The sequence below is a fragment of the Geodermatophilus amargosae genome (genome assembly GCF_900116515.1).
In the GTDB taxonomy this organism is placed as follows: Bacteria; Actinomycetota; Actinomycetes; order Mycobacteriales; family Geodermatophilaceae; genus Geodermatophilus; species Geodermatophilus amargosae.
On the sequence record NZ_FPBA01000003.1, the window covers coordinates 293,372 to 319,351 of the forward strand.

Annotated in this window: 31 protein-coding genes and 3 pseudogenes; 11 read left to right on the forward strand and 23 right to left on the reverse strand. The window is 75.5% G+C overall.

All coding sequences use genetic code 11. The annotated features are described in order from the left end of the window. Positions 1-54: 54 nt before the first annotated feature. The gene (locus BM414_RS06640; protein ID WP_093578631.1) at positions 55-1,908 is read right to left on the reverse strand and encodes a SpoIIE family protein phosphatase; all 1,854 of its coding nucleotides are present in this window, start codon (positions 1,906-1,908) and stop codon (positions 55-57) included. Positions 1,909-2,158: 250 nt separating this feature from the next. On the opposite strand from BM414_RS06640, the gene BM414_RS06645 reads away from it, so the two are divergent. Both BM414_RS06645 and BM414_RS06650 read left to right on the forward strand, forming a co-directional pair. Further along, a complete protein-coding gene (locus BM414_RS06645) occupies positions 2,159-2,656 on the forward strand; it encodes an ATP-binding protein (RefSeq protein ID WP_093578632.1) in 498 nt (165 codons plus the stop codon). Continuing rightward, positions 2,653-3,651 carry an RNA polymerase sigma factor SigF gene (locus BM414_RS06650; protein ID WP_093578633.1) on the forward strand — a complete coding sequence of 333 codons (999 nt, stop codon included), beginning with the start codon at positions 2,653-2,655 and terminating at the stop codon, positions 3,649-3,651. Before BM414_RS06645 ends, BM414_RS06650 begins: the two co-directional genes overlap by 4 nt. A gap of 161 nt (positions 3,652-3,812) precedes the next feature. Here BM414_RS06650 and BM414_RS06655 read toward each other — a convergent pair whose 3' ends face one another. Continuing rightward, complete coding sequence (locus BM414_RS06655) at positions 3,813-4,973, reverse strand: SPFH domain-containing protein (protein ID WP_093578634.1); 1,161 nt, start codon at positions 4,971-4,973, stop codon at positions 3,813-3,815. 80 nt (positions 4,974-5,053) lie between these two features. Next, complete coding sequence (locus BM414_RS06660; RefSeq protein WP_093578635.1) at positions 5,054-5,494, reverse strand: NfeD family protein; 441 nt, start codon at positions 5,492-5,494, stop codon at positions 5,054-5,056. A 56-nt stretch (positions 5,495-5,550) separates the two neighbouring features. Here BM414_RS06660 and BM414_RS06665 point away from each other — a divergent pair, with 56 nt between their 5' ends. Then, positions 5,551-6,288, forward strand: coding sequence for a hypothetical protein (locus tag BM414_RS06665; RefSeq protein WP_093578636.1), 738 nt, complete (start codon positions 5,551-5,553; stop codon positions 6,286-6,288). Positions 6,289-6,328: 40 nt separating this feature from the next. Here the strand turns inward: BM414_RS06665 and BM414_RS06670 are convergent, their stop codons facing one another. From BM414_RS06670 to BM414_RS06690, 5 genes are all read right to left on the reverse strand, one after another. Next, on the reverse strand, positions 6,329-7,177 hold the full coding sequence (locus tag BM414_RS06670) for a class I SAM-dependent methyltransferase (RefSeq protein ID WP_093578637.1): 849 nt from the start codon (positions 7,175-7,177) through the stop codon (positions 6,329-6,331). A 39-nt stretch (positions 7,178-7,216) separates the two neighbouring features. Further along, a complete protein-coding gene (locus BM414_RS06675) occupies positions 7,217-8,362 on the reverse strand; it encodes a ferrochelatase (protein ID WP_217644576.1) in 1,146 nt (381 codons plus the stop codon). 71 nt (positions 8,363-8,433) lie between these two features. Further along, positions 8,434-9,204: an enoyl-ACP reductase FabI gene (gene fabI, locus BM414_RS06680; protein WP_093578638.1), complete on the reverse strand. Its 771-nt coding sequence runs from the start codon at positions 9,202-9,204 to the stop codon at positions 8,434-8,436. Next, positions 9,204-9,908: a 3-oxoacyl-[acyl-carrier-protein] reductase gene (fabG, locus tag BM414_RS06685; protein ID WP_093578639.1), complete on the reverse strand. Its 705-nt coding sequence runs from the start codon at positions 9,906-9,908 to the stop codon at positions 9,204-9,206. The genes fabI and fabG overlap by 1 nt, the downstream gene beginning before the upstream one ends. Positions 9,909-9,968: 60 nt before the next feature. After that, positions 9,969-10,949 (reverse strand): patatin-like phospholipase family protein, encoded by a 981-nt coding sequence (locus BM414_RS06690; RefSeq protein ID WP_093578640.1) that lies wholly within the window; start codon positions 10,947-10,949, stop codon positions 9,969-9,971. A gap of 54 nt (positions 10,950-11,003) precedes the next feature. Here BM414_RS06690 and BM414_RS06695 point away from each other — a divergent pair, with 54 nt between their 5' ends. Continuing rightward, complete coding sequence (locus BM414_RS06695) at positions 11,004-11,207, forward strand: zinc-ribbon domain-containing protein (RefSeq protein ID WP_093578641.1); 204 nt, start codon at positions 11,004-11,006, stop codon at positions 11,205-11,207. 3 nt (positions 11,208-11,210) lie between these two features. Here BM414_RS06695 and BM414_RS30030 read toward each other — a convergent pair whose 3' ends face one another. The 4 genes and pseudogenes from BM414_RS30030 to BM414_RS31745 all read right to left on the reverse strand — a co-directional run. Further along, positions 11,211-11,369 carry a hypothetical protein gene (locus tag BM414_RS30030; protein ID WP_217644577.1) on the reverse strand — a complete coding sequence of 53 codons (159 nt, stop codon included), beginning with the start codon at positions 11,367-11,369 and terminating at the stop codon, positions 11,211-11,213. Continuing rightward, on the reverse strand, positions 11,370-12,143 hold the full coding sequence (locus BM414_RS30035; protein WP_217644578.1) for a hypothetical protein: 774 nt from the start codon (positions 12,141-12,143) through the stop codon (positions 11,370-11,372). A gap of 144 nt (positions 12,144-12,287) precedes the next feature. Next, positions 12,288-12,593: pseudogene (locus tag BM414_RS31740) on the reverse strand (BTAD domain-containing putative transcriptional regulator); the annotation flags it as partial. 28 nt (positions 12,594-12,621) lie between these two features. Further along, positions 12,622-13,170, reverse strand: a pseudogene (locus BM414_RS31745) (AfsR/SARP family transcriptional regulator); the annotation flags it as partial. Here BM414_RS31745 and BM414_RS31995 point away from each other — a divergent pair. Next, positions 13,157-13,363, forward strand: a pseudogene (locus BM414_RS31995) (alpha/beta fold hydrolase); the annotation flags it as partial. The pseudogenes BM414_RS31745 and BM414_RS31995 overlap by 14 nt on opposite strands. Before the next feature lie 29 nt (positions 13,364-13,392). Here BM414_RS31995 and BM414_RS30055 read toward each other — a convergent pair. Continuing rightward, positions 13,393-13,533 carry a hypothetical protein gene (locus BM414_RS30055; protein WP_217644579.1) on the reverse strand — a complete coding sequence of 47 codons (141 nt, stop codon included), beginning with the start codon at positions 13,531-13,533 and terminating at the stop codon, positions 13,393-13,395. 65 nt (positions 13,534-13,598) lie between these two features. On the opposite strand from BM414_RS30055, the gene BM414_RS30060 reads away from it, so the two are divergent. After that, the gene (locus tag BM414_RS30060) at positions 13,599-14,030 is read left to right on the forward strand and encodes a hypothetical protein (RefSeq protein WP_217644580.1); all 432 of its coding nucleotides are present in this window, start codon (positions 13,599-13,601) and stop codon (positions 14,028-14,030) included. A 34-nt stretch (positions 14,031-14,064) separates the two neighbouring features. Here BM414_RS30060 and BM414_RS06710 read toward each other — a convergent pair whose 3' ends face one another. From BM414_RS06710 to BM414_RS06720, 3 genes are all read right to left on the reverse strand, one after another. Further along, the gene (locus BM414_RS06710; protein ID WP_093578642.1) at positions 14,065-15,336 is read right to left on the reverse strand and encodes a cytochrome P450; all 1,272 of its coding nucleotides are present in this window, start codon (positions 15,334-15,336) and stop codon (positions 14,065-14,067) included. Next, positions 15,333-15,557 carry a ferredoxin gene (locus tag BM414_RS06715; RefSeq protein WP_093578643.1) on the reverse strand — a complete coding sequence of 75 codons (225 nt, stop codon included), beginning with the start codon at positions 15,555-15,557 and terminating at the stop codon, positions 15,333-15,335. The genes BM414_RS06710 and BM414_RS06715 overlap by 4 nt, the downstream gene beginning before the upstream one ends. Positions 15,558-15,695: 138 nt before the next feature. Next, positions 15,696-16,988: a 3-deoxy-7-phosphoheptulonate synthase gene (locus BM414_RS06720; RefSeq protein ID WP_245784535.1), complete on the reverse strand. Its 1,293-nt coding sequence runs from the start codon at positions 16,986-16,988 to the stop codon at positions 15,696-15,698. A gap of 22 nt (positions 16,989-17,010) precedes the next feature. On the opposite strand from BM414_RS06720, the gene BM414_RS06725 reads away from it, so the two are divergent. The 4 genes from BM414_RS06725 to BM414_RS06740 all read left to right on the forward strand — a co-directional run bounded on the left by BM414_RS06725 (position 17,011) and on the right by BM414_RS06740 (position 19,763). Further along, complete coding sequence (locus tag BM414_RS06725; RefSeq protein ID WP_093578644.1) at positions 17,011-17,397, forward strand: DUF4326 domain-containing protein; 387 nt, start codon at positions 17,011-17,013, stop codon at positions 17,395-17,397. Positions 17,398-17,530: 133 nt separating this feature from the next. Continuing rightward, positions 17,531-18,601: a DUF2332 domain-containing protein gene (locus BM414_RS06730; protein WP_175551454.1), complete on the forward strand. Its 1,071-nt coding sequence runs from the start codon at positions 17,531-17,533 to the stop codon at positions 18,599-18,601. Between the two features lie 105 nt (positions 18,602-18,706). After that, the gene (locus BM414_RS06735) at positions 18,707-19,156 is read left to right on the forward strand and encodes an SRPBCC domain-containing protein (protein WP_245784536.1); all 450 of its coding nucleotides are present in this window, start codon (positions 18,707-18,709) and stop codon (positions 19,154-19,156) included. A 106-nt stretch (positions 19,157-19,262) separates the two neighbouring features. Continuing rightward, positions 19,263-19,763: a TetR/AcrR family transcriptional regulator gene (locus tag BM414_RS06740; RefSeq protein WP_093578647.1), complete on the forward strand. Its 501-nt coding sequence runs from the start codon at positions 19,263-19,265 to the stop codon at positions 19,761-19,763. 362 nt (positions 19,764-20,125) lie between these two features. Here BM414_RS06740 and BM414_RS06745 read toward each other — a convergent pair whose 3' ends face one another. Then, positions 20,126-20,431: a muconolactone Delta-isomerase family protein gene (locus BM414_RS06745; protein WP_093578648.1), complete on the reverse strand. Its 306-nt coding sequence runs from the start codon at positions 20,429-20,431 to the stop codon at positions 20,126-20,128. Between the two features lie 385 nt (positions 20,432-20,816). Between BM414_RS06745 and zwf the strand changes: the two genes are divergently transcribed. After that, positions 20,817-22,307 (forward strand): glucose-6-phosphate dehydrogenase, encoded by a 1,491-nt coding sequence (gene zwf / locus BM414_RS06750; RefSeq protein ID WP_093578649.1) that lies wholly within the window; start codon positions 20,817-20,819, stop codon positions 22,305-22,307. A gap of 29 nt (positions 22,308-22,336) precedes the next feature. Here zwf and BM414_RS06755 read toward each other — a convergent pair whose 3' ends face one another. The 6 genes from BM414_RS06755 to BM414_RS06780 all read right to left on the reverse strand — a co-directional run bounded on the left by BM414_RS06755 (position 22,337) and on the right by BM414_RS06780 (position 25,970). Beyond that, the gene (locus BM414_RS06755) at positions 22,337-22,912 is read right to left on the reverse strand and encodes a dihydrofolate reductase family protein (protein WP_093578650.1); all 576 of its coding nucleotides are present in this window, start codon (positions 22,910-22,912) and stop codon (positions 22,337-22,339) included. 95 nt (positions 22,913-23,007) lie between these two features. Further along, complete coding sequence (locus tag BM414_RS06760) at positions 23,008-23,418, reverse strand: ester cyclase (protein ID WP_093578651.1); 411 nt, start codon at positions 23,416-23,418, stop codon at positions 23,008-23,010. A gap of 111 nt (positions 23,419-23,529) precedes the next feature. Further along, complete coding sequence (locus tag BM414_RS30655) at positions 23,530-23,895, reverse strand: Rossmann-fold NAD(P)-binding domain-containing protein (protein WP_093578652.1); 366 nt, start codon at positions 23,893-23,895, stop codon at positions 23,530-23,532. Between the two features lie 49 nt (positions 23,896-23,944). Then, positions 23,945-24,922 carry an NAD(P)-dependent alcohol dehydrogenase gene (locus BM414_RS06770; protein WP_093578653.1) on the reverse strand — a complete coding sequence of 326 codons (978 nt, stop codon included), beginning with the start codon at positions 24,920-24,922 and terminating at the stop codon, positions 23,945-23,947. Continuing rightward, complete coding sequence (locus BM414_RS06775) at positions 24,919-25,692, reverse strand: DUF4386 domain-containing protein (RefSeq protein WP_245784537.1); 774 nt, start codon at positions 25,690-25,692, stop codon at positions 24,919-24,921. Before BM414_RS06775 ends, BM414_RS06770 begins: the two co-directional genes overlap by 4 nt. Further along, a complete protein-coding gene (locus BM414_RS06780) occupies positions 25,689-25,970 on the reverse strand; it encodes a hypothetical protein (RefSeq protein WP_093578654.1) in 282 nt (93 codons plus the stop codon). Before BM414_RS06780 ends, BM414_RS06775 begins: the two co-directional genes overlap by 4 nt. Positions 25,971-25,980 lie beyond the last annotated feature (10 nt).

Genomic DNA, 25,980 nt, shown 5'->3' on the forward strand with positions numbered 1-25,980 from the left:
CGACCGGCGGGGAAAGTGCCCGGGCGGGTGCCCCGCTCCTCAGCACGCCGGGGCTCAGCGCAGCTCGACCAGCCGCTGCAGGCCGCTGACCTCGAGGATGTGCCGGGTGACGCCACCGGCGGGTGCGTGCACCACCAGCCGCCACCCCTCGGCCTCGGCGATCGCGGCGACGGCCAGCACGACCCGGACCGCCGCGCTGCTGAACAGCGTGACCTCGGTGAGGTCGAGCTCCACGCGGACGGTGCCGCCGTGGCTGGCCTCGAGCAGGCGGATGCGCAGCTGCTCGGCGCTGACCATGTCGACGTCCCCGCCGGCGCGCACCACCGGGCTGCCGCCCTCGCGGTCGACGACGACGGTCGCGCCGGAGCCGCCCACCGGGTGCGCGGGCTCCTCGTCGGGGGTCTGCCGCAGCCGCGTGCGCAGCGTGACCGTGGTGCCGTGCTCGCCGCGCACGACCATCCCGTCGACGAGCTGGCGCATGATCAGCAGCCCGCGGCCGCGGTCGCCGGGGTCACGGTCCGGCGGGCGCCAGGTGCCCTCGTCGTGCACGGTGACGGTGAGGACGCCGTCGACGTCGACCGCGGCGGCCACCTGCATCGGCCCGGGCTCGGTGTCGCGGTAGGCGTGCTCCGCGGCGTTCGCGCACGCCTCCCCCACCGCGACCACCACGCCCACGCGGTCCTGCTCGCCCATCCCCAGCGCGGTGAGCCAGGCGCTGAGCCTGCGGCGGACCGCCGGCAGCGAGGACGGCACCGCGATCAGATCCAGCCGCAGCGGCTCCACCGACCGCGCGCGGCGGTGCGCGACGAGGACGGCGACGTCGTCGGGGCGGGCGCCGCCGGTGAGCATGCCGTCGGCGATCAGGGCGGCCAGTCCGGCCGCGGCCTCGCCGTCGAGCGCATCGAGGTCGACCAGGGCCGCGCGGGCGACGGCGGTGAGCCGGCTCAGGCCGGCCGACGGCGGCGGGCCGGAGGCGGTGACCGCGCCGTCGGAGAACAGGACCAGGGTGGCGCCCGGCTCGAGCTGGGCGGTGGCCACCGGCGTCGCCGCGCCGCGCACCGTCCCGAGCGGCGGCCGCGCGGTGACCGGGAGGTAGGCCGTCCCCCCGTCGGCCTGCACCAGCAGCGGCGGCGGGTGCCCGGCCGCGGCGTACGTCAGGCCGCCGGTGGCCGCGTCGAGGACCGCGTAGAAGACGGAGGCGCCCTGGACGTCCTCCATCTGGACGGCGAAGTCGTCCAGGGCGGCCATCACCGCGGCGGGCGCGGGGTCGCGCAGCGCGCTCGAGCGCATCGCCCCGCGCAGCCGGCTCATGGCCCCGGCGGCCGGCACGCCGTGGCCGACGGCGTCGGCGATCACCAGCGCGAGCCGGCCGTGCCCGAGCGGGACGGCGTCGTACCAGTCACCGCCGGCGGCGTCGCCGGAGGTGGCCGGGTGGTAGCTGCCCGAGAGCCGCACGTCGGGCAGCAGCGGCAGGGACGGCGGCAGCAGCGAGTGCTGCGCCTCCGCCACGAGGTCCCCGGCGCCGCCGGGCCCCCTCGCGGCGTAGTCGTCCTCGCCGCTCTCGAGGACCAGGACGGCGCCCGGGGCGCTGCCGGCGGCCAGCGGCCGCACGGCGACGGTGACCGGCGGGCCGTCCGCGGTCACGACACCGGAGAGGACCTCCGGCCGGCCGGTGCGCAGCACCTCCGCGACGACGTCGGCGACCGACCGGCCGCCGACGACGGGCAGGTCGTCCGGGGTGGCACCGAGCGCGCGGGCGCGGGCGTTGGCCCAGAGGGTGCGCGGGGCCGGACCGGCGACGAACCACAGGGCGGACGGAGCGTCCTCGAGGGCGGCGACCAGCGCAGCCGGGCCCTCGTCCTCGGCGGGACGGGGCCCCGGCGGCAGGCTGCCCTGGCTGGCGTTCATGCGGGACCAACAGACCACAGGGCCCGGACCCCGGCAACCGCGGGGAACGCCACGGTGACCTGGTGTTTGACGAGTCCGGCCGGTCGGGTACCGGAGGGGGCTGGTGCACGGCTCGCCCCCCTCGCCCGTCCCGTCGCCCGCCCCCGCGCGCGGCGCGGGCCGGACGACGGGCAGGATGGGTCGTCGGGCGCTGCGGTCCGGTCCCCGAAGGGATCGCGCCGCGGCCGGACGGATGAGGAGCGGACGACGGATGGCGGACACGAGGGGTGCCCTCGCCCAGGACGGGCGGCGCGCCGAACGACTGGAACTGCGCGTGCCCACCACGCCGACCCAGCTCCCCGCGGTGCGGGCCATGGCCGGTGACCTGGCCATCCGCATGGACTACGACCTCGACTCGGTCGAGGACCTGCGCCTGGCCGTGGACGAGGCCTGCGCGACGCTCGCCGCGATCGCCCTCGGCGACGCGCCGCTGACCGTCGTCTTCGAGACCACCCGGACGGGGCTGCACATCGACGCGTGGGTGCCCACCGCCGACGGCACCGAGGTCCCCCGCGACGGCTTCGGCTGGGCGGTGCTGGCGACCCTCGCCGACAACGTCGACGGCCGGCCCGCCACCCAGCGCGACGTCCCCGCCGGCGACGGCGGTGACAGCGCGGTCGCCGTCATCTCCATGGACAAGTACCTGCCCGGCCAGCGGCCGGAGCAGCTCGTCGGTTCGGCGGGCAGCGATCTCTCGGTGGCCAAGTGACGCCGGCGGCAGCCGGCTCCCGGGCCGTCGAGGAGGACGCCCTGCACGACGAACCCTCGCCCACCACCCCGGACCCGGCCGAGGCGAGCGCCGACGACGCGGTGGACGCCGACGTCGAGGAGGCCGAGGACACCCCCGCCGAGGACACCGAGTCGGAGGACGCGGAGCCCGAGGTCGCGGAGTCCGAGGTCGGGGAGACCCCGGCCCCCGCGGCCGACAGCCCGCCGATCTCGGACAACCGGCGCCGCGCCGAGCGGACGGCTCCGCTGTTCGCCGAGCTCGCGACGCTGGAGAAGGACGACCCGCGGCGCGAGCGGCTGCGCGAGATCCTCGTCGAGGAGCACCTGCCCCTCGTCCGGCACTTCGCCCGCCGGTTCAGCAACCGCGGTGAGCCCTTCGACGACCTGCTGCAGGTCGGCACGCTCGGGCTGATCGCCGCGATCGACCGGTTCGACCCCAACCGCGGCGTCGAGTTCCTCTCCTTCGCCGTCCCCACGATCACCGGGGAGATCAAGCGGCACTTCCGCGACCAGGGCTGGTCGGTGCGGGTGCCGCGGCGGCTGCAGGAGCTGCACCTGTCGCTGAACTCTGCCGTCGGCGAGCTGGCGCAGAAGAACGGCCGCGCGCCGACGCCGTCGGAGCTGGCCGAGCACCTGGGCATCCCGCGCGAGGAGGTCCTCGAGGGCCTGGCGGTGGCCAACGCCTACCGCAGCAGCTCGCTGGACGAGCGGCTCTCCGGCGAGGACGACTCCCCCACGCTGGCGGCCACCCTCGGCGAGGAGGACGCCGCGCTGGAGGGCGTGGAGTACCGCGAGTCGCTGCAGCCGCTGCTGGCCACGATCCCGGCCCGCGAGCGCCGCATCCTCATCCTGCGGTTCTTCGGGAACATGACCCAGTCGCAGATCGCCGCCGACATCGGCATCTCCCAGATGCACGTGTCCCGGCTCCTCAGCCAGACGCTGGCCAAGCTCCGCGAGGGCCTGCTCAAGGACTGAGCATCCCGTCGGACTGCCGGCGGGCACCGCGGGCGGGTCTGACGCGGTCCGGTGTGGTCCGCGGCGCGGGGGCCGGAGGCCTCCCGACGCGGGGCACGCAGCGGCTCAGCGCGGACCGGGGACGGCACCTGGCCGCGGTGCGGTCCGGTAGGACCGCGACGTCATGGCGTGAGCCCGTTCTGCTGCTGCAGCTCGGCGGCCACCTGGGACAGGGGCGGGGCGATCGGCAGCGGCGGCTCGTCGTCGGTGATGCTGCGCAGCTCGATCTTCGCCTCGGGCTGCGCGGCCGCCGGCGGCAGCTGCGACTCGAACCAGTCGCTGGTGTCGATCGGCCGCGCCGGCGCAGCGCCGTCGGCCGGCGTCGGGACGTCGAGGAAGGACCGCTCGCCGTCGGCGCCGCCGAGCCGGCCGAGCCCCTCGAGGGCCTTGCTGAACTCGCTCGGGACGATCCACATCTTGTTGGCGTCGCCCTGCGCGATCTTCGGCAGCGTCTGCAGGTACTGGTAGGCCAGCAGCCCCTGGTCGGGCCGACCGTCGTGGATGGCCTGGAAGACCGTCTCGATCGACTTGGCCTGCCCCTGCGCCTGGAGGAACAGCGCCGCCCGCTCACCCTCGGCGCGCAGGATGCGGCTCTGCCGCTCGGCCTCCGCCTCGAGGATGGCCGCCTGCTTACGGCCCTCCGCCGACAGGATCGCCGAGGCCTTCTCGCCCTCCGCCGAGGTGATCGCGGCCTGCCGCTGGCCCTCGGCGGTGAGGATGGTGGCGCGCTTGTCGCGGTCGGCGCGCAGCTGCTTCTCCATCGAGTCGCGGATCGACGGCGGCGGCTCGATCGCCTTGATCTCCACCCGCGCCACGCGCAGGCCCCACGGCCCGGTGGTGCCGTCGAGCACCTCGCGCAGTTGGCTGTTGATGCCGTCGCGGCCGGTCAGCGACTGCTCGAGGTTGAGCCCGCCGACGACGTTGCGCAGCGTCGTCGTGGTCAGCTGCTCCATGCCGGTGATGTAGTTGGCGATGCCGTACACCGCCAGCCGCGGGTCGGTGACCTGGAAGTAGACCACGGTGTCGATGCCGACCTGCAGGTTGTCGGCGGTGATCACCGGCTGCGGCGGGAACGAGATGACCTGCTCGCGGAGGTCGACCGTCGCCCGCACCCGGTCGACGAAAGGCACCAGCAGCGACAGGCCCGGGGAGAGTGTGCGGCTGTAACGACCGAGCCGCTCCACCACCTTGGCCTGGGCCTGCGGCACGATCGTCACGCTCCTCGCGACGACGACCACCACCAGCAGGGCGACGACGATCAGCGCGATCAGGGCAGGTGTCACGGTGGTGCTCCTCGGCTCGGGTCCCGCTGTGATCTTCCACCCGGACGGCACCCCGGGCCACGCCCCGAGACGCGGGGAGATCAGAGCTCGAGCGCCTCGCCGACGACGGCCGTGGCGCCGTCGACCTGGAGGATGCGCACGGTGCTGCCGACGGCGAAGCTGTCGTCGCCGTACTCGGTGCGCGCGCTCCACTCGTCGGCGCCGACCCGGATGCGGCCATTGGAACGACCGACCTCGCGGGTCACGGTGGCGGTGCGGCCGATCAGCGCCTGGACGCCGTCGAGGTGCCGCGGCGTCCGGTTCTCCAGGTGCGCCTTCGCCGCCGGCCGGACGCTGGCCACGAGGAACACCGAGACGGCGATGAAGGCCACGATCTGGAAGGCGAACGAGCCCCCGGCGAGCGCCACCACCGCCCCGCCCAGCGCACCACCGGCGAACATCAGCAGGACGAGGTCGAGGCTGGCGATCTCACCGGCGACGAAGAGGCCGGAGGCGACGAGCCAGAACACCCACGCAGCCATGCCCCGCAGTCTCCCAGACACCGGCGCCGCCGCGGGGGCCGACGTAGCCTCGCTGGGTGCTCCACGACCTCCCCGCCGGCCGGTTCGCCGTCTGGGCCACCGCGTGGCTGTCCGGCCGCACCTCCTACGACGCCGCGCTCGACGCGCTCAGCGACGACCGCGCGCACCGCGTCACGGGCCTGCCCGGCACCTCCGACGCCGTTCCGCTCGGCTGGGCGCTGACCGCGCTGCGCGGCCTGGGTGAGCAGCGGCTGCGGCTGGTGCTGCCGGCGCCGGGCGACGTCCGGGGGCTGCCGCGCGCGCCGGGCCTGGCCGCGCTGGCGCTCGAGGCGGGCCAGGCCGCGGTCGGCGACGCCGTCGCCCTGGTGCCCGAGGACCTCGGCCCCGAGGTCACCGCGTGGACGGCGGTCGACCTCACCGGCCTGCCGCCGGCGCCGCCGCCGGTCGAGGACTCGCTGCGCCAGGTGTCCGGAGCGCTGGACCTCGCCGTCGGCGACGCCGCGCGCACGCTCGCGGCGCTGGACCTGGCCCGCTGGAACCCCGAGGTGCCGGCGTTGCTGGCCGGGCTCGGGACCGCCCGTGCACCGGGCCTGCCGCCGGACACCGAACCGCTGGCGCTCTCGGTGCTGGCCCGGGCGCAGCGGCTGGCGAGGGTCCTCGACCTGGCGCTCACCGACGCCCCCGGCGGTGCGGTCACCCACTCCCAGGCCGCCGCCCGCGACGAGGCGCTGCGTCCACTGGCCACCGCCGTCCGCGAGGCGACCGTCGCCGCGTACAACGCCGTCCCGCGGTAGTCGCGCCCCGGCGTCGCGCGCACGCGCTCGACCGACGGGATCAGCGGCGGGCGGTGACCAGCCAGGCGGCGGAGCCGAACTCGACGCCGCCGGGACCGGCGTGCGCCTCGATCCGCCGCCTCAGGTCGGCCACGGCGGAGGCCCGGGCGTCGTCGTCGAGCCCGTCGAGCAGCCAGCCGGCGAAGCCGAGCACGAAGGTCAGGGCGTCGTCGGGGTCGGCGCCGAACCACTCCGGCTCGGCCAGACCCTCGACCTCCACCTGACGGTGACCTGCCGCGGTCAGCACCTCCCGCACGCGGCCGGGGTCGGCGAGGGAGAACGGGCCGGGTGCCCCGGGCGGCGGGACGGGCAGCGGCCGCCCGGCGGACAGGGCCCCGAGGACCTCGGACATCCACTCGTTCTCCTCCAGCGCCCGCCACACGAGCAGGACCAGCCGGCCGCCGGGCACCAGCGCGCGGCCGACGTTGGCCAGCGCGGCGACGGGGTCGGCGAAGAACATCGCGCCGGTGCGGCTGACGGCGACGTCGAACCCCTCCGCCGGGAAGGGCGCGACCTGCGCGTCGGCCTGCTCGAAGCGGACGCCGTCGAGGCCCTCCGCGGCGGCGCGCTGCCGGGCCACCTCGAGCATCGCCGAGGACAGGTCCACCCCGAGCGCCGACCCGGTGACCCGGCCGGCCGCGCGGGTGGTGGCGCCGGTGCCGCAGCCGACGTCGAGGACCCGGTCGCCCGGGCGCAGCCGCGCGGCGGCGAGGAACGCGGCGTCGTAGCGGGCCACCGCCCGGTCGAACCGGTCGGCCTGCGCGGCCCAGAAGGCGCCCTGCGCGCCGTCCCAGGCGCCCAGCTGCCCGGCGTTGCCGGGATCGACGTCGACAGTCCGGGAAGCGCCCACGGTGCACCGTCCTCGTCCGGCCCCCGATGGCCCGACGGTCTACTCCCGCGCGGCGGCCCCGTCAACGGCCGGGCGGGATGCCGGGCGCTGGACGAAGCAACAGGCCGCCGGGCAGTTGGTGCCCAGGCGCGGCTCGGCGCCCGAGCGCCGCTCCTGCAGCAGCTCGCGGACCATCGCCACGAACGCCGGGTGGGTGCCCGCCGTCCCGGCGCGGACGAACACCAGCCCGAGCTCCCCCGCGGTCTCCTCGGCCTCGTTGTCGAGGTCCCAGATCACCTCGAGGTGGTCGCTGACGAAGCCGACGGGGAACACCACGACCGCCGTCTCGCCGTTCTCGTGCAGGGCGCGCAGGTGGTCGTTGACGTCGGGCTCCAGCCACGGCACCGACGGCGGGCCGCTGCGGCTCTGCCAGACCAGGTCGAACTCCCGCCCCGGGTCGACCGCGTCGACGACGGCCCGCGCGGCGGCCGTCAGCTCGTTCTCGTAGGCGTGCCCCTCGGGCCCGGCGACGGCGGCCATCGCGTCGGGGATCGAGTGCGCCGTGGCCACCAGGCGGGCGGTGGCGCGGTGCTCCTCGGGCAGCTGGGCGAGCGCGGCGGCCAGGGCGTCGGCGTTGGCCCGCACGAAGCCGGGGGTGTCGAAGTAGTGCGGCAGCTTCTCCGCCGTCGGGCCCCCGCCGGTGGCGATCCGGGCCCGCGCGACGTCCTCGTGGTACTGCCGGCAGCCGGAGTAGGAGGCGTAGGCGGAGGTGGCCAGGACGTAGGCGTGCTCGATGCCGTCGTCGGTCATCTGCTGCCAGACGTCCTCGACGTAGGGGTCCCAGTTGCGGTTGCCCCAGTAGACCGGCAGGTCGACGCCGGCTGCGGCGAGGTCGGCCTCGATCGCGGCGACCAGGGCCTGGTTCTGCGCGTTGATCGGGCTGACGCCGCCGAAGTGGTGGTAGTGCTCGGCGACGTCGAGCAGCCGCTCGCGCGGGACGCCGCGGCCGCGCGTGACGTTCTCGAGGAACGGCATGACGTCGTCGTGCCCTCGCGGGCCGCCGAAGGAGAGGACCAACAGCGCCTCGCGGCGGCCGGCCGGGGCGGGGGCCGCCGCCGGCGGCATCCCCCCGTTGTTGCGGACGGCCAGCGACGGGTCCTCGTCGGGTCGCTGGCCGGGGTTCAGGTCGACGGTGGCGCGGGGCACGTGCTCTCTTCCTGTGCGCCGGGAGGCGCGGATGCGGATCGGCGGGTGGCGGTGGTCACACGCCGGCGGCTCTACACACCGACGGCGTGGAAGCCCCCGTCGACGTGGACGATCTCCCCGGTGGTGGCGGGGAACCAGTCCGACAGCAGCGCGACGACGGCCTTGCCGGCGGGCTCGGTGTCGGTGACCGACCAGCCCAGCGGAGCGCGGCCCTCCCAAGCCTCCTCGAACTGGGCGCTGCCCGGGATGGACTTCATCGCCATGCTGCGCAGCGGGCCGGCGGCGACGATGTTGGACCGCACGCCCTGCGGCCCGAGCTCGCGGGCCACGTAGCGGCTGACCGACTCCAGCGCCGCCTTCGCCGCGCCCATCCAGCCGTAGACCGGCCAGGCCACGGTGGCGTCGAAGGTGAGCCCGACGACCGAGGACGGGTTGGCCAGCAGCGGCCGGCAGGCCTGCACGAGCGAGGCGTAGGACCAGGACGACACCTGGAACGCCGTGGCGGCGTGCTCCCAGGCGACCTCGGGGAAGCCCTCCCCCATCGCCTCCTGCGGGGCGAAGCCGATCGAGTGGACGACGCCGTCGATCGAGTCGCCCACGTGCTCGCGCAGCCGGTCGGCCAGGGTGGCCAGGTGCTCGGCGTTCGTCACGTCGAGCTCGACGACCGGCGCCTCCTGCGGCAGCCGCTTGGCGATCCGCTGGCACAGCGACAGCGCGCGGCCGAAGTTGGACAGGACCACCGTGGCGCCCTGCTCCTGGGCGATCCGCGCGGTGGCGTAGGCGATCGACGCCTCGGTCAGCACGCCGGTGACGAGGATCTTCTTGCCCTCGAGAATGCCCATCAGTGCCCCATCCCCAGTCCGCCGTCGACCGGGACGACCGCCCCGGTGACGTAGCCGGCCGCGTCGCTCGCCAGGAAGCGGACGACGGCGGCGATCTCGTCTGCCTCGGCGTACCGGCCCAGCGGCACCTGCCCGAGGATCTCCTGCTGCCGCTTCTCCGGCAGCTCCGCGGTCATGTCGGTGCGCACGAACCCCGGCGCGACGACGTTCGCGGTGACGTTGCGGCTGCCGAGTTCGCGGGCGATCGAGCGGGCGAGCCCGACCAGGCCGGCCTTGCTGGCCGCGTAGTTGGTCTGGCCGGCCGAGCCGAGCAGCCCGACGACCGAGCTGACGAAGACGATGCGGCCCGTCCGCGCGCGGACCATCTTCGCGGCGGCGCGCTTGGACACCCGGTAGGCGGCGGTGAGGTTGGCGTCGAGGACGTCGGTGAAGTCGTCCTCCTTCATCCGCATGAGCAGCCCGTCGCGGGTGATGCCGGCGTTGCTCACCAGCACCTCGACCGGGCCCTGGTGCTCCTCGACCTCGGTGAACGCGCGGTCGACGGCCGCGGCGTCGGTGACGTCGCACTGCACGCCGAACAACCCCTCGGGGGCGCCGCTGCCACGGTGGGTGACGGCCACCGAGTCACCCTGCTCGACGAAGGAGCGGGCGATGGCCAGCCCGATCCCCCGGTTGCCGCCGGTCACCAGCACCGACCTGCCCACGCTCGACCCCCTGGCCACCGGCGACGTTGTCAGGGACCGAACCTAGTCGGTGGACGCCGGTCACACCTGGCCGCGGTCGGCCGCCTCCCGCAGCACGGCGGCCACCTCGGGGGTCGCGGCGTGGACACCGGCCTGCAGGAACGACTGCTGCAGGACCTCCTCGACGCGGTCGCGCGACATCATGTCCGCGCCCATGACCTGCTGCTCGGCGGCGCCGGGGGTGAAGGTGACGGTCCGGATCCCGGCCGCCCGCAGCGCGCGGACCTCCCGGTCCAGGTGCCGCTGCGCGAAGCGGCGCATGGCCGCGGTGAGGTCCTGGCGCCAGCCCGGCGACCCGCTCATCGGCGCGACGACGACGGCGAGGCCGACGCCCGCGCTGCGCAGCACGGCGGCGTTCGTGGCCGAGTGCACGCCGCCGTCCACGTAGGAGTGCTTCCCGATGCGGACCGGCGCGAAGTACCCCGGCACCGCGCACGAGGCGGCGACGGCGAGGTGGACCGGGGCCGGCGGCGCGCCGGGGCGGCCGAAGACGACGCGGCGCCCGTCGCGGCGGCGCACGGCGGTGATCCACAGGTCGCGCTCGGGCCAGGTGGGTCCCTCGACCTCGCGGAGGGCGCCGAGCTGGGACACGATGTCGTGCCGGCCGGGGGCCAGCAGCGTCATGCCGGCGGCCAGCGGGCGGAACCGCCACGGCCGGGCCAGCGCGCGGGCGACCAGCGGCGGGCCGGGCAGCCGCATCGGCCGGCGGAACACCGACAGCGGGTTGAACGGCGCGAGCTCGGGGACGTCGGTGGCGGCCATGGTCCGCAGCACGTCGTCCTCGCCGGACAGCGGCGCCTTGACCGTCCAGGCCGCCAGGTCCTCCGGGGAGACGCCGGCCCGCAGCAGGGTGCCGGTGATCGACCCGGCCGACGTGCCGACGACGACGTCGGCGGACCGGGCGTCGAAGCCGGTGTCGTGCTGCAGCACCGCCAGGACGCCGGCGTGGTACGCCTGCCCGACGACGCCGCCCCCACCCAGCACCAGACCCACCCGGACCACGGCCCGAGCCTGCCACGCCCGGCCCGAACCGGATGCGGCGCCTACGCTCGCCTGGTGTTCTTCCTCTTCGGCTTCGGCACCAAGGTGCAGGACCTGGGCCCCGGGGAGGTCCGCACCTGCCCGCGGTGCGGCAACACCACCCGGTGGTCGCGGGTGCGGCAGTATCGCCAGTTCACGGTGTTCTTCGTCCCGGTCGCGCGGTGGGGACGGCACCGGCTGGAGGTCTGCGGCGTCTGCGGCACCGCCGTCGAGGTCTGACGCTCAGTCCCGCAGCAGGGCGAGGGTCGCCGCCACCGGGCCCGCGGTGAGCAGGCCGCTGCCGGCGCCCGCGACCTCCTCCGCGGCCGGCCGCAGGGCGTCAGCCGCCCGGCGCACCAGCTCCCGGTCCCCCACCGCCAGCGCGGCGCGGCCGGCCAGCACCTACAGCGCCTCCAGCAGCAGCCCGGGCGGCGGGTCGGGCAGGTCCCGCAGGGCGGCGGCCGCGGCGGCCCGGTCCTGCACGAGCAGCAGGTGCGGACGCACCCACGGGGCGTACGGGCCGGGGTCGCCGACCGGGCCGGCCGGCCGGCCGCGCTCCACGCGCAGGCAGGTGAGCGCCAGCGGCAGCGGGCCCTCGGCGACGCCGGGCATGCCGGCGTCGCCGAGGGGCCGCAGCGCCGTGGTCAGCACGTCCTCCGCGTCGGGGGCGCCCTCCAGCACGCGGCGCAGCGCCCGCCAGCCGGTGGTGAACACCGTGGCCAGCGGCCGCTCGGACCGGACGGCGAGCCGGTCGAGGACGTCGGCGTGCCCGGCGGCGCCGGCGAGGTCGCCCAGCGCGCTGCGGGCCTGCAGCCGAACGAGGTGCCCGAGCACCAGGTGCGTGTCCAGGCCCGCCCGGCCGGCCAGCTCCACCAGCTCGGCGCCGATCGCGTCGCGTTCCGCGGCGAGCCCGGTGCGGCCGCAGGTGTGCAGGTAGACGGCGCCGAGCGCGGAGGCGAGCAGGGCCGGGTCGCCGCTCGCGCGGGCGAGCTCCTCGGCCGCCCGCGCCGCGGCCGGCCCGCGGAGGCCGGGCAGCCCGCGCGACTCGACCGCCACGGTGGTGAGCAGCCGGGCGCGCAGCGGGACGGGCGCGTCCGGCGGGAGCCGATCGAGCGCCCGTCCGGCCGCGGCCACCAGCGCGGCGGAGCCCGCCGGGTCGTCGGAGCGGGTCCACACCGACGTGACGTCGAAGCTGCCGACGACGCGGGCGGTGAGCAGCGGGTCGCCGAGCTCCTCGGCTGCGGCGACCGTGGCCAGGCGCTGCTCGCGGGCGGCGGTGAGCCCGGCCGCGCCGCTGACGGCCAGTGCGCCCCAGCAGCGTCACCGACGACTCCAGCCGGGCCCGCGTCCCGACCGAGCGCTCCCAGCTCCCCGCCGCCCGCGCCCACACCGCCTCGGCACCCGCGGGCCGGCGCCGGTCGAGCGCCGGGTCGCGGCGGAGCACCTGCCCCTCCAGCTCGACCAGCCGCTCCCCCGGGTCCAGCCCCAGTCTCCGGCCCGCCGGGCACGCGCCCGCCGCAGCACCGCCAGGGCGTCCGGCGCCCGCCCGCTGCGGTAGAGCGCCAGCGCGAGCAGCCGCCAGCCCTCCTCGCGCCACGGGTGCCCGGTGACGTGCGCGTCCAGCCGCGGGACGGCGTCCCCGGGGGCGGTCGAGGTCGAGCAGCGCCGCTGCCGCCTGCTCTACCGCGGTGTCGTGCAGCTCCGCCCAACGTGCCCGGTCCGGCGCCGCCCACGGCCGGTCGCCGACGTCGGCCAGCGCCGGCCCGCGCCAGGTGGCCAGCACCTCCTCCAGCGCGGGCAGATCCGCGGGGACCGCCAGCGTGTGTTCCACCCGCCAGGCGTCCACGGCGTCCGCACCGGGCCGCAGCGCGTAGCCGGGCCCCTCGGTGACCAGCAGCCGGGCGGGGGTCCGGGGCGGCCGGTCCGGCTCGAGTGCCCGGCGAAGCGCGGCGACGAAGGTCCGCACGGCGGCGACGGCGCCGCCGCCCGGGACGTCCCACAGGTCGTCGACCAGGACCGGCACCGGGACGACGCGGCCGCGGGCCACGAGCAGCCGGGCCAGGAGCTCGCGGTGCCGCGGGCCGCCCAGTGGCAGCGGCCGCCCGTCGGCGTCCCAGGCCGTCACCGGTCCGAGCACCCCGAACGAGACGCTCATCGAGCGCTCATCGGCCGCGCCGAGGGTGGTCGGCATGACCCCCGACATCCCCGGCTTCGACCGCGTCCGGCTCCCCGGCGTCGACGGCGTGCAGCTGTCCGCCGCGGTGGGCGGCAGCGGCCCCGCCCTCGTCCTGCTGCACGGCTTCCCGCAGACGTCGCTGATGTGGCGGCACGTGGCGCCGCAGCTCGCCACCGACCACACCGTCGTCTGCCCCGACCTGCGCGGCTACGGCGCCAGCAACGCCCCCGCCGTGACCGGCCCGGACACCTACCCAAGCGCACGATGGCCGCCGACGTCGTCGCTGCGGCACAGGCGCTCGGCCACGACCGGTTCGCGCTGGCCGGCCACGACCGCGGTGCCCTGGTGGCGATCCGCGCCGGCCTGTACTCCCCCGACGTCGTCACCCACCTGTGCTCCCTGGACGTGCTGCCCACCCTCGACTCCTGGGACATCTGCACGGGGTGCGGGCGGCGGTGGCCTGGCACCTGTCCCTCATGGCCCAGCCGCCGGGTCTGCCCGAGGCGATGGTCGCGGCCACCGCCGACGAGTTCTTCGGGTCGTTCCTCGACGCCTGGGGCCGCGAGGGGCGGTTCCCCGCCCAGGTGCGCGCCGGGTACCTGCGGGCCTCCCGCGAGCGGGTGCCCTCGATCGTCGCCGACTACCGGGCCGGTGCCGGCGTCGACCTCGAGCACGACGCCGCCGACCGCGCGGCCGGCCGGCGGCTGCCCATGCCGGTCACCGTGCTGCAGCAGGACTGGGGTGCCGCGCTCGGCTTCGACGCCGCCGCGCTGTGGGGGGCGTGGGCCGCCGACCTCGACCACCGCACCGTCGACGCCGGTCACTCCATGGCCGAGGAGCGCCCCGACGTCGTCGTCGAGGTGCTGCGGTCACTGCTGTCCCGCTGAGCGACGACGGGCGCGCCGGACGGGACCCGTCGCCTCAGCCGATGCGCAGCGGGAGCGCGCGGGGGCCGCGGATCTGGCCGGTCGACCACCGCACCGCCGCGGGGTCGGCGAGGGAGAACTCCGGCACCCGGTCGAGCCAGACGTCGAGCGCCACCCGCAGCTCCATGCGCGCCAGGTGCGACCCGACGCAGCGGTGGATGCCCAGGCCGAAGGCGGCGTGCCGGTTCACCTGCCGGTCGATGAGCACCTCGCCGGCCCGCTCGAACTGCGCGGGGTCCCGGTTGGCCGCCGGGAAGGACAGCAGCACCCAGTCCTCGGCCTTCATCTCCACGCCGCGCCAGGTGACGTCGTCCTTCACCAGCCGCGCCATGGTCACCGGGGCGTAGGCGCGCAGGAACTCCTCGACCGCCCTCGGCCGGAGCCCGGGCTCGGCGACCAGCCGGCGCCGGTCCTCCGGGTGGCCGGCGAGGTGCCACAGCGAGGCGCCGATGGCGCTCCACGTGGTGTCGATGCCGGCGATCAGCAGCAGCGCCATCGTGCCGGCGACGTGCGCGGGCTCCAGCTTGCGGCCGTGGAGCTCGGCCTCGAGCAGGTAGCTGGTCAGGTCCTCGCGCGGGTGCTCGAGGTGGTCGCGGATCTGGACGAGCAGGTACTCGAACAGGCGGCTGCTGCGCGCGAGGCGCTCCTCGGGCGGCAGGTCGATGCCCTCGAGCGCGTTCTCGACGAACCGCCGGAACCGCGGCCCGTCCTCGGGCGGGAAGCCGAGCATGTCGGCGATCACCCGCACCGGGATGTGCTGGGCGTAGTCGGCGGCGGCATCGACGACGTCCCGACCGGCGAGGCCGTCGACCAGGGAGGCGCAGAACGCACGCGTGCTCTCCTCCTGCCGGCCGACCGCGTTCTTGGTGAACGCCGGCAGGAGCAGCTTGCGGGCGTCGTGGTGGAACGGCGGGTCCGAGGAGATCGGCGGGGTGCCGCCGACCGGCGCCAGGGCACGCGGAGGCCGGAAGTTGCCCGCGATGATCCCGCGGGAGGAGAAGTGCTCGGTGTCGTAGGCGACCGCGGCGACGTCCTCGTAGCGGGTGGGCAGCCACGCCCCGCCGAAGCGCTCGGTGTGCGCGATCGGGCAGCGCTGCCGCAGGTCGTCCCAGATGCCGATCGCGCCCCGGGCCCACTCCTCGCCGGTGTGCGAGAAGTCGGTGGCCCAGTCGCGGACCGGGCCGCTGACGATCTCGCTGAACGTGCCCAGGGCCGGGTCCGACCGCAGCGTGCTCGCGTCGGAGGTGAAACGGTCGTCGACGCTCACCGCGTCACCTCCTCGGTCACGGCGTCCCGGAGCACGAGCACGGCTGACTCGGGGCAGTTGGCGGCGGCGAGCCGCGCGCCGTCCTCCAGGTCGGCCGGGACCCGGCCGTCCGGGACGAGGAGGGTGGCGTAGCCCTCGTCGTCGGCGCCGAAGAGGTCCGGCGCGAGGTCGTAGCAGCGGCCGTGCCCCTGGCACAGCGACGGGTCGATCGAGATCCTCACGGGCGGCTCTCCGTTCCCCGGGCGCACCCCTCCTGCGGGCCGCCCGCGGCAGCCGCTCGTGCGTGCCGGCCGCGGTCGCGCCCGGGGTGCGACCCACGTCCCGGAGCGAACAGCGGTCCGATCCGTGGCGTCAAGGGCCTATCCGCGGCGGGCGCGCACCGCCCCGGCCAGTTCGGCCAGCATCTCCTCGGTGGTGGCCGGGTCGACGCAGGAGTCGGTGACGCTCAGGCCGTACTCCAGCCGCTCGGGGTGCCGCTGGTCGAGGTCCTGCCGGCCCGCGACGAGGTTGCTCTCGATCATCACCCCGCGGATGGCCTGCTCCCCGCCGGCGACCTGCCCGGCGAGGTCCCGGACGACGCCGGGCTGGCGGCGGTGGTCCTTGAGGCTGTTGCCGTGCGAGGCGTCGACGACGACCACCTCGGGCAGCCCGCGCACCGCGAGCTTGCGCTTCGTCTCCGCCACGTGCGCGGCGGAGTGGTTGGGGCCGTCCTTGGCGCCGCGGAGGATGACGTGGCCGGTGTCGTTGCCGGTGGTCGACAGCTGGGCGGACACCCCGTGGGCGTCGACGCCGAGGAACTCGTGCGGCGCCCGCGCGGTCAGCACGGCCGAGATCGCGGCGTCGATGCTGCCCTCGGGCGAGTTCTTGAAGCCGACCACGGACGAGAAGCCCGACACCCGCTCCCGCGCCGTCTGGTCGGTGACGTTGCGCGCGCCGACGCCGTTGTAGGTGACCAGGCCGTTGACGTACTGCGGCGTGAGCGCGTTGAGCGGCTCGGCCGCCACCGGCACGCCCAGGTCGGTGATGCGGGCCATGAGGATGCGGGTGGCCACGAGCCCGACGCTGATCCGGCTGGACCCGTCGAGGAAGGGGTCGTAGGCGAACCCCTTCCAGTCGACCTCGGTCCGCGGCTTCTCGGTGTAGGTCCGCATGAGGATCTCGAGGTCGGCACCGTGCCGCTCCCGCATGCGGGCGAGGAAGGCGGCGTACTCGATAGCGGCGGCCGGGTCGTGGATCGAGCAGGGGCCGGCGATGACGGCGAGGCGGTCGTCGTCGCCGGTGAGGATGCGCGTGACGGCGCGGCGGGCGGCTCCGGTCGTGGCAGCCGACTCCGCCGACAGCGGCACCACCGTCGCGACCGCCGCCGGGGTGACGACGACGCTCAGGCCGGTGATCCGGGCGTTGACCAGGCCGGACAGGTCGACGTCGCCGTCCGGCGCGACGCCGAGCTGCTGCCGGACACCGGGCAGCAGGTCCGACAGCGCGGCGTCGATCTGCGCGTTCACCCGGGTCTGGACCTCGAGCAGCAGGTCGGCGACCTGCGTCGCCTCGGCCAGGATCTGGTCGGTCGGGATGGGGGCCTCCTCGGTCGTCGCCGGCGCACGCCGGCCGAGCGCCCCCAGTGTGACGGGGGCGCCGGCGGGTCCTGTCACACCCCGGGAGCAGCATCGGTGCATGAGGACCCCGAGGCGCGTGCAGCTCTCCCGGGCCCGCGGGTGGCGCAAGCCGCCGGGCACCGTCGTCGTCGCCCGCCCGTCCCGCTGGGGCAACCCGTTCCGGGTCGGCGAGACGTACATGTGGCCGGCCGGGGAGGACGGGACCGGCTGGCCCCTCCCCACCCACCGCGAGCCGGGCGACCACGAGGACGGCGTCCGCGTCGTCCGCTGCCCCGACCGGGCCACCGCCGTCGAGTGGTACCGCCGGTGGGCCGACAGCGCCCACGCCGAGCAGGCCCGGCAGCTGCTCGCCGGCCGCGACCTGGCGTGCTGGTGCCCCGTCGACGAGCCGTGTCACGCCGACGTGCTCCTCGAGCTGGCCAACCGGACGCCCGCCCTGCGGTAGCACCGCCGCTCGGGCCCCGGGGATCTGGATGCCGGTGGTCCCGCGGGACCTGCTCGGGCTCCGGGCCGTCCCGCAGGGGTGAGCCGCCCCGGTTGGCATCGTCGGGGAGCCCGGACCGACAGCAGGAGGCGCCGTGACCGGAGGCAGGACCCGCACGCTCGCCGAGGTGTACCGGCGTTTCGGCGAGGTCGACGCCGCAGGGACCTCGCCGCTGTACGAGCGCGTCGCCGTCGCCCTGAGCGGGTCCGGCGAGGCCCTGCGCGCCCTCGAGGCGGTACCGGCGCGCAAGCGGCACCCCACCGTGGTCCTCGCCGCGCTGCACGACCTCGCCCTCGCCGGACGCGCCCCGGCGCTCGCCGCGGCCTACGCCGCGGGGGACGGCGAGGCTGCCGCCGACGCGGCGGTCGACGCACTCGTCCGGATGACCGACGCGGTCGTGGCGATCGCCGTGCACCGGCGGACGCACCCCGACGAGACCGGCCGCTGCGCCGTGCTGTACCCGGCCGTCGCCGAGGCGGCGCGACGGGCAGGCGCGGACGCGGTCGGGCTGGTCGACGTAGGCCGCTCGGCCGGGCTCAACCTCACCGTCGACCGCGTGGGCATCACCTACGGCGACGGGCGACGGCTGGGCGACCCGTCCTCCCCCGTGCAGCAGTCGTGCTCGACCGTGGGCGACCGGCCGGTCCCGACACGGGCGGTGCCAGAGGTCGTCGCCCGGATCGGCGTCGACGTCGATCCGCTCGACGTGACCGACCCGGACGACGCCCGGTGGCTGCGCGCCTGCCTGGCGCCGGACCGGCCGGAGCGGCTCGCGAGGCTCGAGGCGGAGATGGCGCTGGTGGCGACCGCCCCTCCGCTGCTGCTGCGGGGCGACCCCGTCGACCTGCTGCCCGACGCCCTCGACCGGGTGCCCGCGGACGCCCTGCCCGTCGTCACCACGACGTGGGCGCTGTCGCGGTTCCCACCCGGGAGCCGGCTGCGGTTCCTGCAGCGCCTCGTCGAGGCGGCGGACGGCCGGACGGTGGCGTGGGTGTCGGCCGAGGGGGTGGGGGTCGCGCCGTCGGTTCCGACCCTCGGCGACCGCCGCGCCTCCGGCCACAGCATCGTCGGCCTGGCGGTCCTCGACGGGTCGGCTCCGAGTGCGGAGGCGGTCGGCCGCTGCTGGTCGCGGGGCCGTCTGCTGTCGTGGCTGGCGGACACCTGACGGGCGGCCACCTCCATCGGTCTTGACGCGGCTAACGATGTTAGCCATCATGGCTAACGCCGTTAGCCGACGACTCACCTGGAGCGCACCGTGCGAGAGATCAGCGTGAGCACGACCATCGACGCGCCGCCCGCCCTGGTGTGGCAGGTGCTGACCGACACGTCCGCCTACGGAGCCTGGAACCCGTTCATGCCCGTGCTGGCCGGCGAGCTGCGGGAGGGCCGGCGGCTGGAGGTGCGCATCGTCCCGCCCGGGAGCCGCGGGATGACCTTCCGCCCCACGGTCACCGCCGCCGAGGAGGCGCGGGAGCTGGCCTGGCTGGGCCGGCTGGGGCTGCCGGGCCTGTTCGACGGCACCCACTCGTTCACCCTGACGCCACGCACGGACGGGGGCACCGAGCTGACACAGCGGGAGGTCTTCCGGGGGCTCCTGGTACCCCTCGGAGCGAGCATGCTGCGCCGGACGGAGGCCGGGTTCGCGGCGATGAACGAGGCCTTGAAGCACCGGGCCGAGGGCCTCGCCGGTCGGGACGGGCGAGTGGACGCGACGCGGTGACCACGGCTGCCGGGGTACGCCCGCGCCACCTCCCGCCGGGGGCCGGCGGTGGCCGCGACCTGCAGCGTGGCTCCGGCCTGCGCGACCGGTCGGGGTCCGTGCGCCCGTGACCCGCCGCGACGAGATCCTCGCCGTCGCCGAGGCCGTGCTCGAGGCCGAGGGGCCCGAGGGCCTGACGATGCGCCGGCTGGCGGACGAACTGGGCATCCAGGCGCCGTCGCTGTACAAGCACGTGCGCAGCAAGGAGGACATCGAGGCCGGCCTGCAGGAGCGCGCGCTGCGCTCCATGGGCGAGGCGCTCGCCTCGGCCGGCACCGGACTGCTCGAGCTGGCCGCGGCGTACCGGGCCTGGGCGATGGCCCATCCGCGCCTCTACGAGCTCGCCACCCGGCGTCCCCTGCGGCGCGAGGCGTTGGAGCCGGGCGTGGAGACCGCCGCGGCCGCGCCGGTCGTGGCCGCCGCGGGCGGCGACGAGCACCTCGCCCGGGCCGTGTGGGCGCTGGCCCACGGCCTGGTCGACCTGGAACTCGCCCACCGCTTTCCCCCGGGCGCCGACCTCGACCAGACCTGGAGGACCGCCCTGGGGGTGTTCTCCCGCCACACCTGAGGCGGGCACACCGCCGCTGGGACACCGGCCGACGCGCCTCGGTCCGCCTCCGGCCGCGTCGACGACGGGGGGCTCGTCCTGGACCCAGCGGCGCGCTCGTCGTGGGCCCCTGACCGACCAGGGGTCCGCCGGGGCCTGGCCCCAGCGCAGCGTCGACGAGTCCAGCGACCGCGTGGACGAGATGGCCGAGCACGTCGCGACGGGCTGCACCCGGTGCTGCTCGGCGGCGGCACCTCCTCGGTGTTCGCCCCTGGCGTCACCTGTCGCTTCGGCGGGGTCGTCCCCCGCGCCTTCGCCAGCAGCGTCGTCGCCTGGAGCTGTCGGTGCGGAGGCCCGGACCCGACGGGCCGGGGGTCCCGGGGTCAGGGCTGCCAGCGCCTGCGCACGTCCTCGGCGAAGGCCGTGTACTCCCGGACCGGGAGGACCTCCTCGAGGGTCAGGTGATGGCTCATCGGCAGGGCGCCCATGACGATCTGGTCGAGCTGATCGTGCGACTCGACCTCCACGATGCCGATGACCCGGCGTTGTCCGGCGACCTTGTAGAGGCTCTTGATGACCCCGGTCTCGAGCGCGCCGAGCGCCGCCTCGGTCTCCTGCTCCCACTCGTCCCAGAACTCGTCGCGGTCGAGCCGGGTGTGCTCGACGCGGAAGCTGACGTGGAACAGCATCAGGGCGCTCCGGAGGTCCGGGCGGCGCCCGGGCCGACGCCGCTGCTGTCGGGGTGGCCGACAGCGTGCCCGCGCCTCGCCTGCGAGACAAGACGTCGAACGGAGCCACCGCGCTCTCGCCACGCGGGGGCCACGGTCCGCTCTCCGTCGCGACCGGGCGCGCCGGCTCCGCCCCGGGCCGCTTGCCGAGCTCGGGCCCGGGCGGCATCGCGCTCGGCGCCGGCCGAGGTACCAAACCAGCAGCTGCCCGGCAAGCTGGTCCTCACCCGTGGCACCTGCCGGAGCAGCGCCCGTCGAACCCGGCATGCGCGCGGACGGACGTCGGCTCGGGCCACCGCGTCGGGGGCCTGTCGGTGGCCGTCCGCTCCGGGCATGCTCGCAGCGCATGAACGTCGATGCGGATCGCCGCTCCCCGCCGTGTGTCCTGGTGATCTTCGGCGCCTCCGGTGACCTCACCGCCCGCAAGCTGCTGCCGGCACTCGAGCGGCTGGCCGGCTACGGGGCCCTGCCTGCCGAGGTCGCGCTGGTCGGCGTCGCCCGCACGCCCATGACCGACGCCGAGTTCGGGGACCTCTGCCGTCGCAGCGTGTCCGGGGAGGGCCACCCGCGCTGGAAGGACCTCACGGCGGCAGCCCGCTACGTCCACGGCGACTACGACGACCCGGCCACCTACCAGCGCCTGGCCGACGTGCTGGCCGAGTGCGACCACCGGCACGGGACCGCCGGCAACCGCGTCCACTACCTCGCCACGCCGCCCCGCCTGTTCGGGCCGATCGCGATCAGCCTCGGCAAGGCGGGACTGTCCGTGCCCGCCGGCGAGGGCTTCGTCCGCGCGGTGGTCGAGAAGCCGTTCGGCTGGGACGAGGTCAGCGCCCGGGAGCTCTACGCGGAACTGTCGTCGGCGTTCGCCGAGGAGCAGATCTTCCGGATCGACCACTACCTGGCCAAGGAGACCGTGCAGAACCTGCTCGCGCTGAGGTTCGCCAACTCGATCTTCGAGCCCATCTGGAACCGCACCTGGGTCGACAACGTGCAGATCACCGTGGCCGAGACCCTCGGCGTCGGCGAGCGGGGTGGGTTCTACGAGACCACCGGCGCCATGCGGGACATCGTCCAGAACCACGTCCTGCAGGTCCTCTCCCTCTTCCTCATGGAGCCGCCCACGTCCTTCCACCCCGAGGCGATCCGCGACGAGAAGGTGAAGCTGTTGCGCGCGATCCAGCCGCTGGACGAGGAGGCGGAGATCGCGGCGAACGCCGTGCGCGGGCAGTACACCCGTGGCGGCACGCGTGAGGACCTGATGCCCGGCTACCGCGACGAGCCCGGGGTCGACCCCCTGAGCGCGACCGAGACCTTCGTGGCGATGCGACTGGAGGTGCAGAACTGGCGGTGGACCGGCGTGCCGGTCTACGTGCGCACCGGCAAGCGGCTCCCCGCACGGCTCACCGAGGTGGCCATGGAGTTCCGCCGCCCTCCGCAGCTCCCGCTGTTCCCCGGACAGGAGCAGGGGCTGGAGCCCGACGCCCTGATCGTGCGCGTGCAGCCCGACGAGGGACTGAGCCTGCGGTTCGGCGCCAAGGTGCCCGGGCACGCCTTCCGCGTGCAGAAGGCGTCCATGGACTTCTCCTACGAGAGCTTCGACGAGCAGTCCCCCGACGCCTACGAGCGGGTCATCCTCGACGCCCTGATCGGCGACCCCACCCTGTTCATCCGCGCCGACGAGGTCGGGCGGTCCTGGCGCATCGTCGACCCGGTGATGCGGTACTGGGCGGACGACGAACGGCCCATCCCGCTGTACCAGGCAGCCACGTGGGGACCGCCGGAGGCCGGCTCGCTGGTCGCCCGCGACGGCCGGCGCTGGCGCCACTCCTCCTGATCGCCCCGGACGAGCCGGATCCGTGGGGGTCAGTGCAGGGTGGGCCGGTAGACGAGCTCCAGGGTGCGCCCGTCGAGCGTCCGGCTCTCGAGCAGCTCGAGGTCGAAGTCGGCCGCACCGCCGAAGACCGGGTCCGTGCCGGTCCGGCCGGTGACGACGGGGAAGACCGTCACCTGGACCCGGTCGACCAGGCCGGCGGCCATCAGCGCCCGGTTCATCGACAGGCTGCCGTGCGAGCGCAGGGGAACGTCGGACTCCTCCTTGAGCCGGGCGACGACGTCGACGGCGTCGCCGCTCACGACGGTCGCGTCCGGCCAGTCGAGCGGCTCGTGCAGCGTCGTCGACACCACCGTCGCGGGCATGCGCGTCATCCGGGTGACCCACGGGTCACGTACCTCGGACTCCTCGGTGCTCGAGGACAGCATCCGCACGAACTGCCGGAACGTGGTGGCCCCGAAGACCATCCGCTGCTCGCCGGCGAACAGGTCGAGACGGTGGTCGAGCAGCTCGGGGCCCTGCTTGCCCCAGTAGCCGGCCCAGTCGGCGCTGGCGGCGCCGTAGCCGTCGAGGCTGGAGAAGACGTCGAACGTGTAGGTCGCGGTCATCTCGTCCTCCTCCGGAGCGCTCGGTACCCGTGGTGGAGACCGGGGCCGCGGCGAGAACTGATCGCCGTCGACCGGAGCGGCACGCTGGTCCCGGACTAGCGGGACGACGGCCAGCCGCCGACCTGCGCGAGGAGTCCGACGTCGTCGCGGCAGGCCCAGTGCTCGACGATCGCGCCGTCCGCCACCCGCCAGATGTGGATGAAGTCCCACGCGACGTCGTTCCCGGTCGGGGTCAGCCCGGCGAGCAGCGGCATCGTGGAGGCCACGTGGCGCCCGTGCAGCGTGAGGTGCACGACGACGAGGTCGTCCTGGGCCACCACGCGGTGGATCGTCGCCGTCGGGGAGTCGAGGGCGTGGTCGAGCATCGCGAGCGTGTCTCGCAGGCCCTCGCGGCCCTGCGGCCCTGCGGCGTGCTGGACGAGGTCCTCGGCGACGAGACCGAAGGCGGAGCCGTCTCGCAGGTCCAGGGCCCGGTGGAAGGCCAGCACGGTCTCTTCGGGCGTCATCGCGTCATCCCACACCCGGCAGGGTCGTGCGAGCCGGATCGACGTCGTCCACCGGGTGACGACGCGGGGCGAGCCGGCCGGCGCGTCACCGACCGGCCGGGCCGGGTCCGATCAGGAGGTCACTCCGAGCCCCGGTCGCGCAGTCGTGCGCGCGAACTCCACGAAGTCCCGGGGCGGCCGGCCCAGGGCCCGTTGGACACCGTCGGCCGGGCCGGCGTCCCGGCCGTCACGGAGCTCGGCGAACACCTCGTCCAGCACCGCCACCGGGGCCCCCGGCAGGCCGGCAGCGGACATGCCGGCGGTGAACGCCTCGCTCGAGATCGCGTCATAGCGGAGCTGCCGTCCCGTCGCCGGGGCGAGCGTCTCCGTCGCCGGACCGACGAAGCCCGTGACACGGCCCGCGGCCACCTCGAAGCTCATGTCGTCGACGGCGAGGCGGTCGCCGTACTGCTCGGTGAGTGCTGTGACCGTGATCATCGGAGCGGCTCCGAGCCGGTAGCTGGGGTCGAGCGGAGGGGCGGACGGCTCACGCGACGGTGATCACGACCTTCCCGCGGGCGTGTCCGGCCTCGACGTGGCGCAGAGCAGCGGCGGTGTCGGCCAACGGGAAGGTCCGGTCGATGACCGGAGCGACCTCCCCGGCCTCGATCAGTTCCGTGACGGCGAGCAGGTCGTCCCTCTCCCAGGTGCTCGGCAGCGGCACGAGCCGCTGGCGGACGAGGGCGTTGACGGCGACGACGCGCAGGATCGCCCCGATGGGACCGAACAGGTGGCCGGGCGAGCCACCGGCGTTGGCGACGAGCGTCCCGACCGGCGTCAGCACTCGACGCAGCCGGTGCAGCGGCTGGTTGCCCACGTTGTCCAGGACGACGTCGTAGCGCGTCCCCGCATCGGTGAAGTCGTCGGTGCGGTGGTCGACGACGTGCGTCGCGCCGAGCGACCGCACCAGGTCGACGTTGAGGGTGCTGCACACCCCGGTGACCTCGGCGCCCAGGGCGGCCCCGATCTGGACGGCGAAGCTGCCCACGCCGCCCGCCGCCCCGTTGACCAGCACCCGGTGCCCGGCCCGGACCCGGCCGACGTCGCGGACGGCGCGCAGCGCGGTCTCCCCCGCCATCGGGACGGCGGCCGCCTGCTCGAAGGTGAGGCGCGCCGGCTTGGGCACCACCCTGTCCGCCGTGGCTCGCGCGTACTCGGCGAAGGAACCCTCGAACCAGCCGAGCACCTCGTCGCCGGGCCGGAGGCCGCGGACGCCCTCCCCGACCGCCTCCACGACGCCGGCCCCGTCGGCCCCGGCCACCCGTGTCCTGGGCCTGGTCAGGCCCACTCCGCCCATCAGCCGCGCGACGTACGGGTCACCGCGGAGCACGTGCCAGTCGTACGGGTTGACCGCAGCGGCGTGCACGCGGACCAGCACGTCGTCGGGGCCGATGCGGGGTCGGTCGACGTCCAGGAACTGCAGGACGTCCGGGGGGCCGAACCGGTCCTGGACGATCGCCTTCATCGCGCTGCTCCCTCGAGGCCACCGCGGGTGGGGACGGTCCAGTGGGCGGTGATCGGTGCGGGCCTGAAGCCCCGGACCACCAGGTAGACGCCGAGCGACAACTCCCAGGCAGCGATCGGGAGCGCGGCGATGACGTGGACACCGGAGCTGAGGTCGTGGGTGCCGAAGACCACTCCGGTCACGGATGCCAGCAGGAGGGGGCCCGCGACGAGCCCGGTGAGCGGGATGGCACGTGCGACCAGGCCGGACCGGTACAGCAGGGTGCCCAGCAACAGCGCGTTCACGGCGGCCATGACGTTGGGGCCGAGGACGAACGTCCACTCGTAGACGGCGACGAGTGACGACCCGACGGCGATCAGCGAGGCCTCGTCCGCGCCGGCGGCTCGGGCCGTGTCCTGTCGCAGGGTCACGACCGCGAAGAGGCTCACGACGCCGACGGAGATGATGGCGGCTTCCAGCAGTCGGGAGGTGACGAAGCCGAGCGCCAGGGTCTCGCTCTGCCGCTTCACCACCCGGAACAGCACGACCGCGGTGGCGATGCAGGCGAGGGCGTTGACCACGTCGAGCAGGCCGCCGACAAGGACGCGCGTGTCGGCGCCCGGGCCGACGACGTAGCCGGGGTCGCTCAGGACGGGGTCCAGGAAGTAGAACCGGGCAGGGATCGAGGAGGCGAACGTGAGCAGGTACAGCCCGCCCGCGAGCATCGCCGTCCTCCGCAGCGGGTCCATCGCCACTCCCCCGGTTGCCGGGGTGCGGTCGGTCATCGTCATCTGGCTTCTCCTCGTGCGGATCGCGGTTCGCTCGGTGGGGCTGCGGCTCGAGGGCGCTCGACCTGGGTGACCGACACCAGCGGCAGGCCCGTGTCCCGCACCGTGTGCAGCAGGCCGTGCAACGCGGTCTGGTCGACGACCGGACCCCGGATGTCCGTGGTGCCGTCGCTCCCGTGCGTCAGGGTCATCCCGTCGAACCAGGCGGCCCAGCGGGACTCGAGGTGTCCTCTGACGCGGATCTCGTAGAGCCCGGGCTCGTGGTCCTGGCCGGTCGACATGTCGCTCGCG

Coding starts and splice junctions, on each gene's coding strand:
- BM414_RS06640 (WP_093578631.1), bottom strand. CDS start 1,908: ATGAACGCCAGCCAGGGCAGCCTGCCGCCGGGGCCCCGTCCCGCCGAG.
- BM414_RS06645 (WP_093578632.1), top strand. CDS start 2,159: ATGGCGGACACGAGGGGTGCCCTCGCCCAGGACGGGCGGCGCGCCGAA.
- BM414_RS06660 (WP_093578635.1), bottom strand. CDS start 5,494: ATGGCTGCGTGGGTGTTCTGGCTCGTCGCCTCCGGCCTCTTCGTCGCC.
- fabI (WP_093578638.1), bottom strand. CDS start 9,204: ATGGGCATTCTCGAGGGCAAGAAGATCCTCGTCACCGGCGTGCTGACC.
- BM414_RS06725 (WP_093578644.1), top strand. CDS start 17,011: ATGAGGACCCCGAGGCGCGTGCAGCTCTCCCGGGCCCGCGGGTGGCGC.
- BM414_RS06745 (WP_093578648.1), bottom strand. CDS start 20,431: ATGCTGTTCCACGTCAGCTTCCGCGTCGAGCACACCCGGCTCGACCGC.
- zwf (WP_093578649.1), top strand. CDS start 20,817: ATGAACGTCGATGCGGATCGCCGCTCCCCGCCGTGTGTCCTGGTGATC.
- BM414_RS06755 (WP_093578650.1), bottom strand. CDS start 22,912: ATGACCGCGACCTACACGTTCGACGTCTTCTCCAGCCTCGACGGCTAC.
- BM414_RS06760 (WP_093578651.1), bottom strand. CDS start 23,418: ATGACGCCCGAAGAGACCGTGCTGGCCTTCCACCGGGCCCTGGACCTG.
- BM414_RS30655 (WP_093578652.1), bottom strand. CDS start 23,895: ATGATCACGGTCACAGCACTCACCGAGCAGTACGGCGACCGCCTCGCC.
- BM414_RS06770 (WP_093578653.1), bottom strand. CDS start 24,922: ATGAAGGCGATCGTCCAGGACCGGTTCGGCCCCCCGGACGTCCTGCAG.
- BM414_RS06775 (WP_245784537.1), bottom strand. CDS start 25,692: ATGACGATGACCGACCGCACCCCGGCAACCGGGGGAGTGGCGATGGAC.
- BM414_RS06780 (WP_093578654.1), bottom strand. CDS start 25,970: ATGTCGACCGGCCAGGACCACGAGCCCGGGCTCTACGAGATCCGCGTC.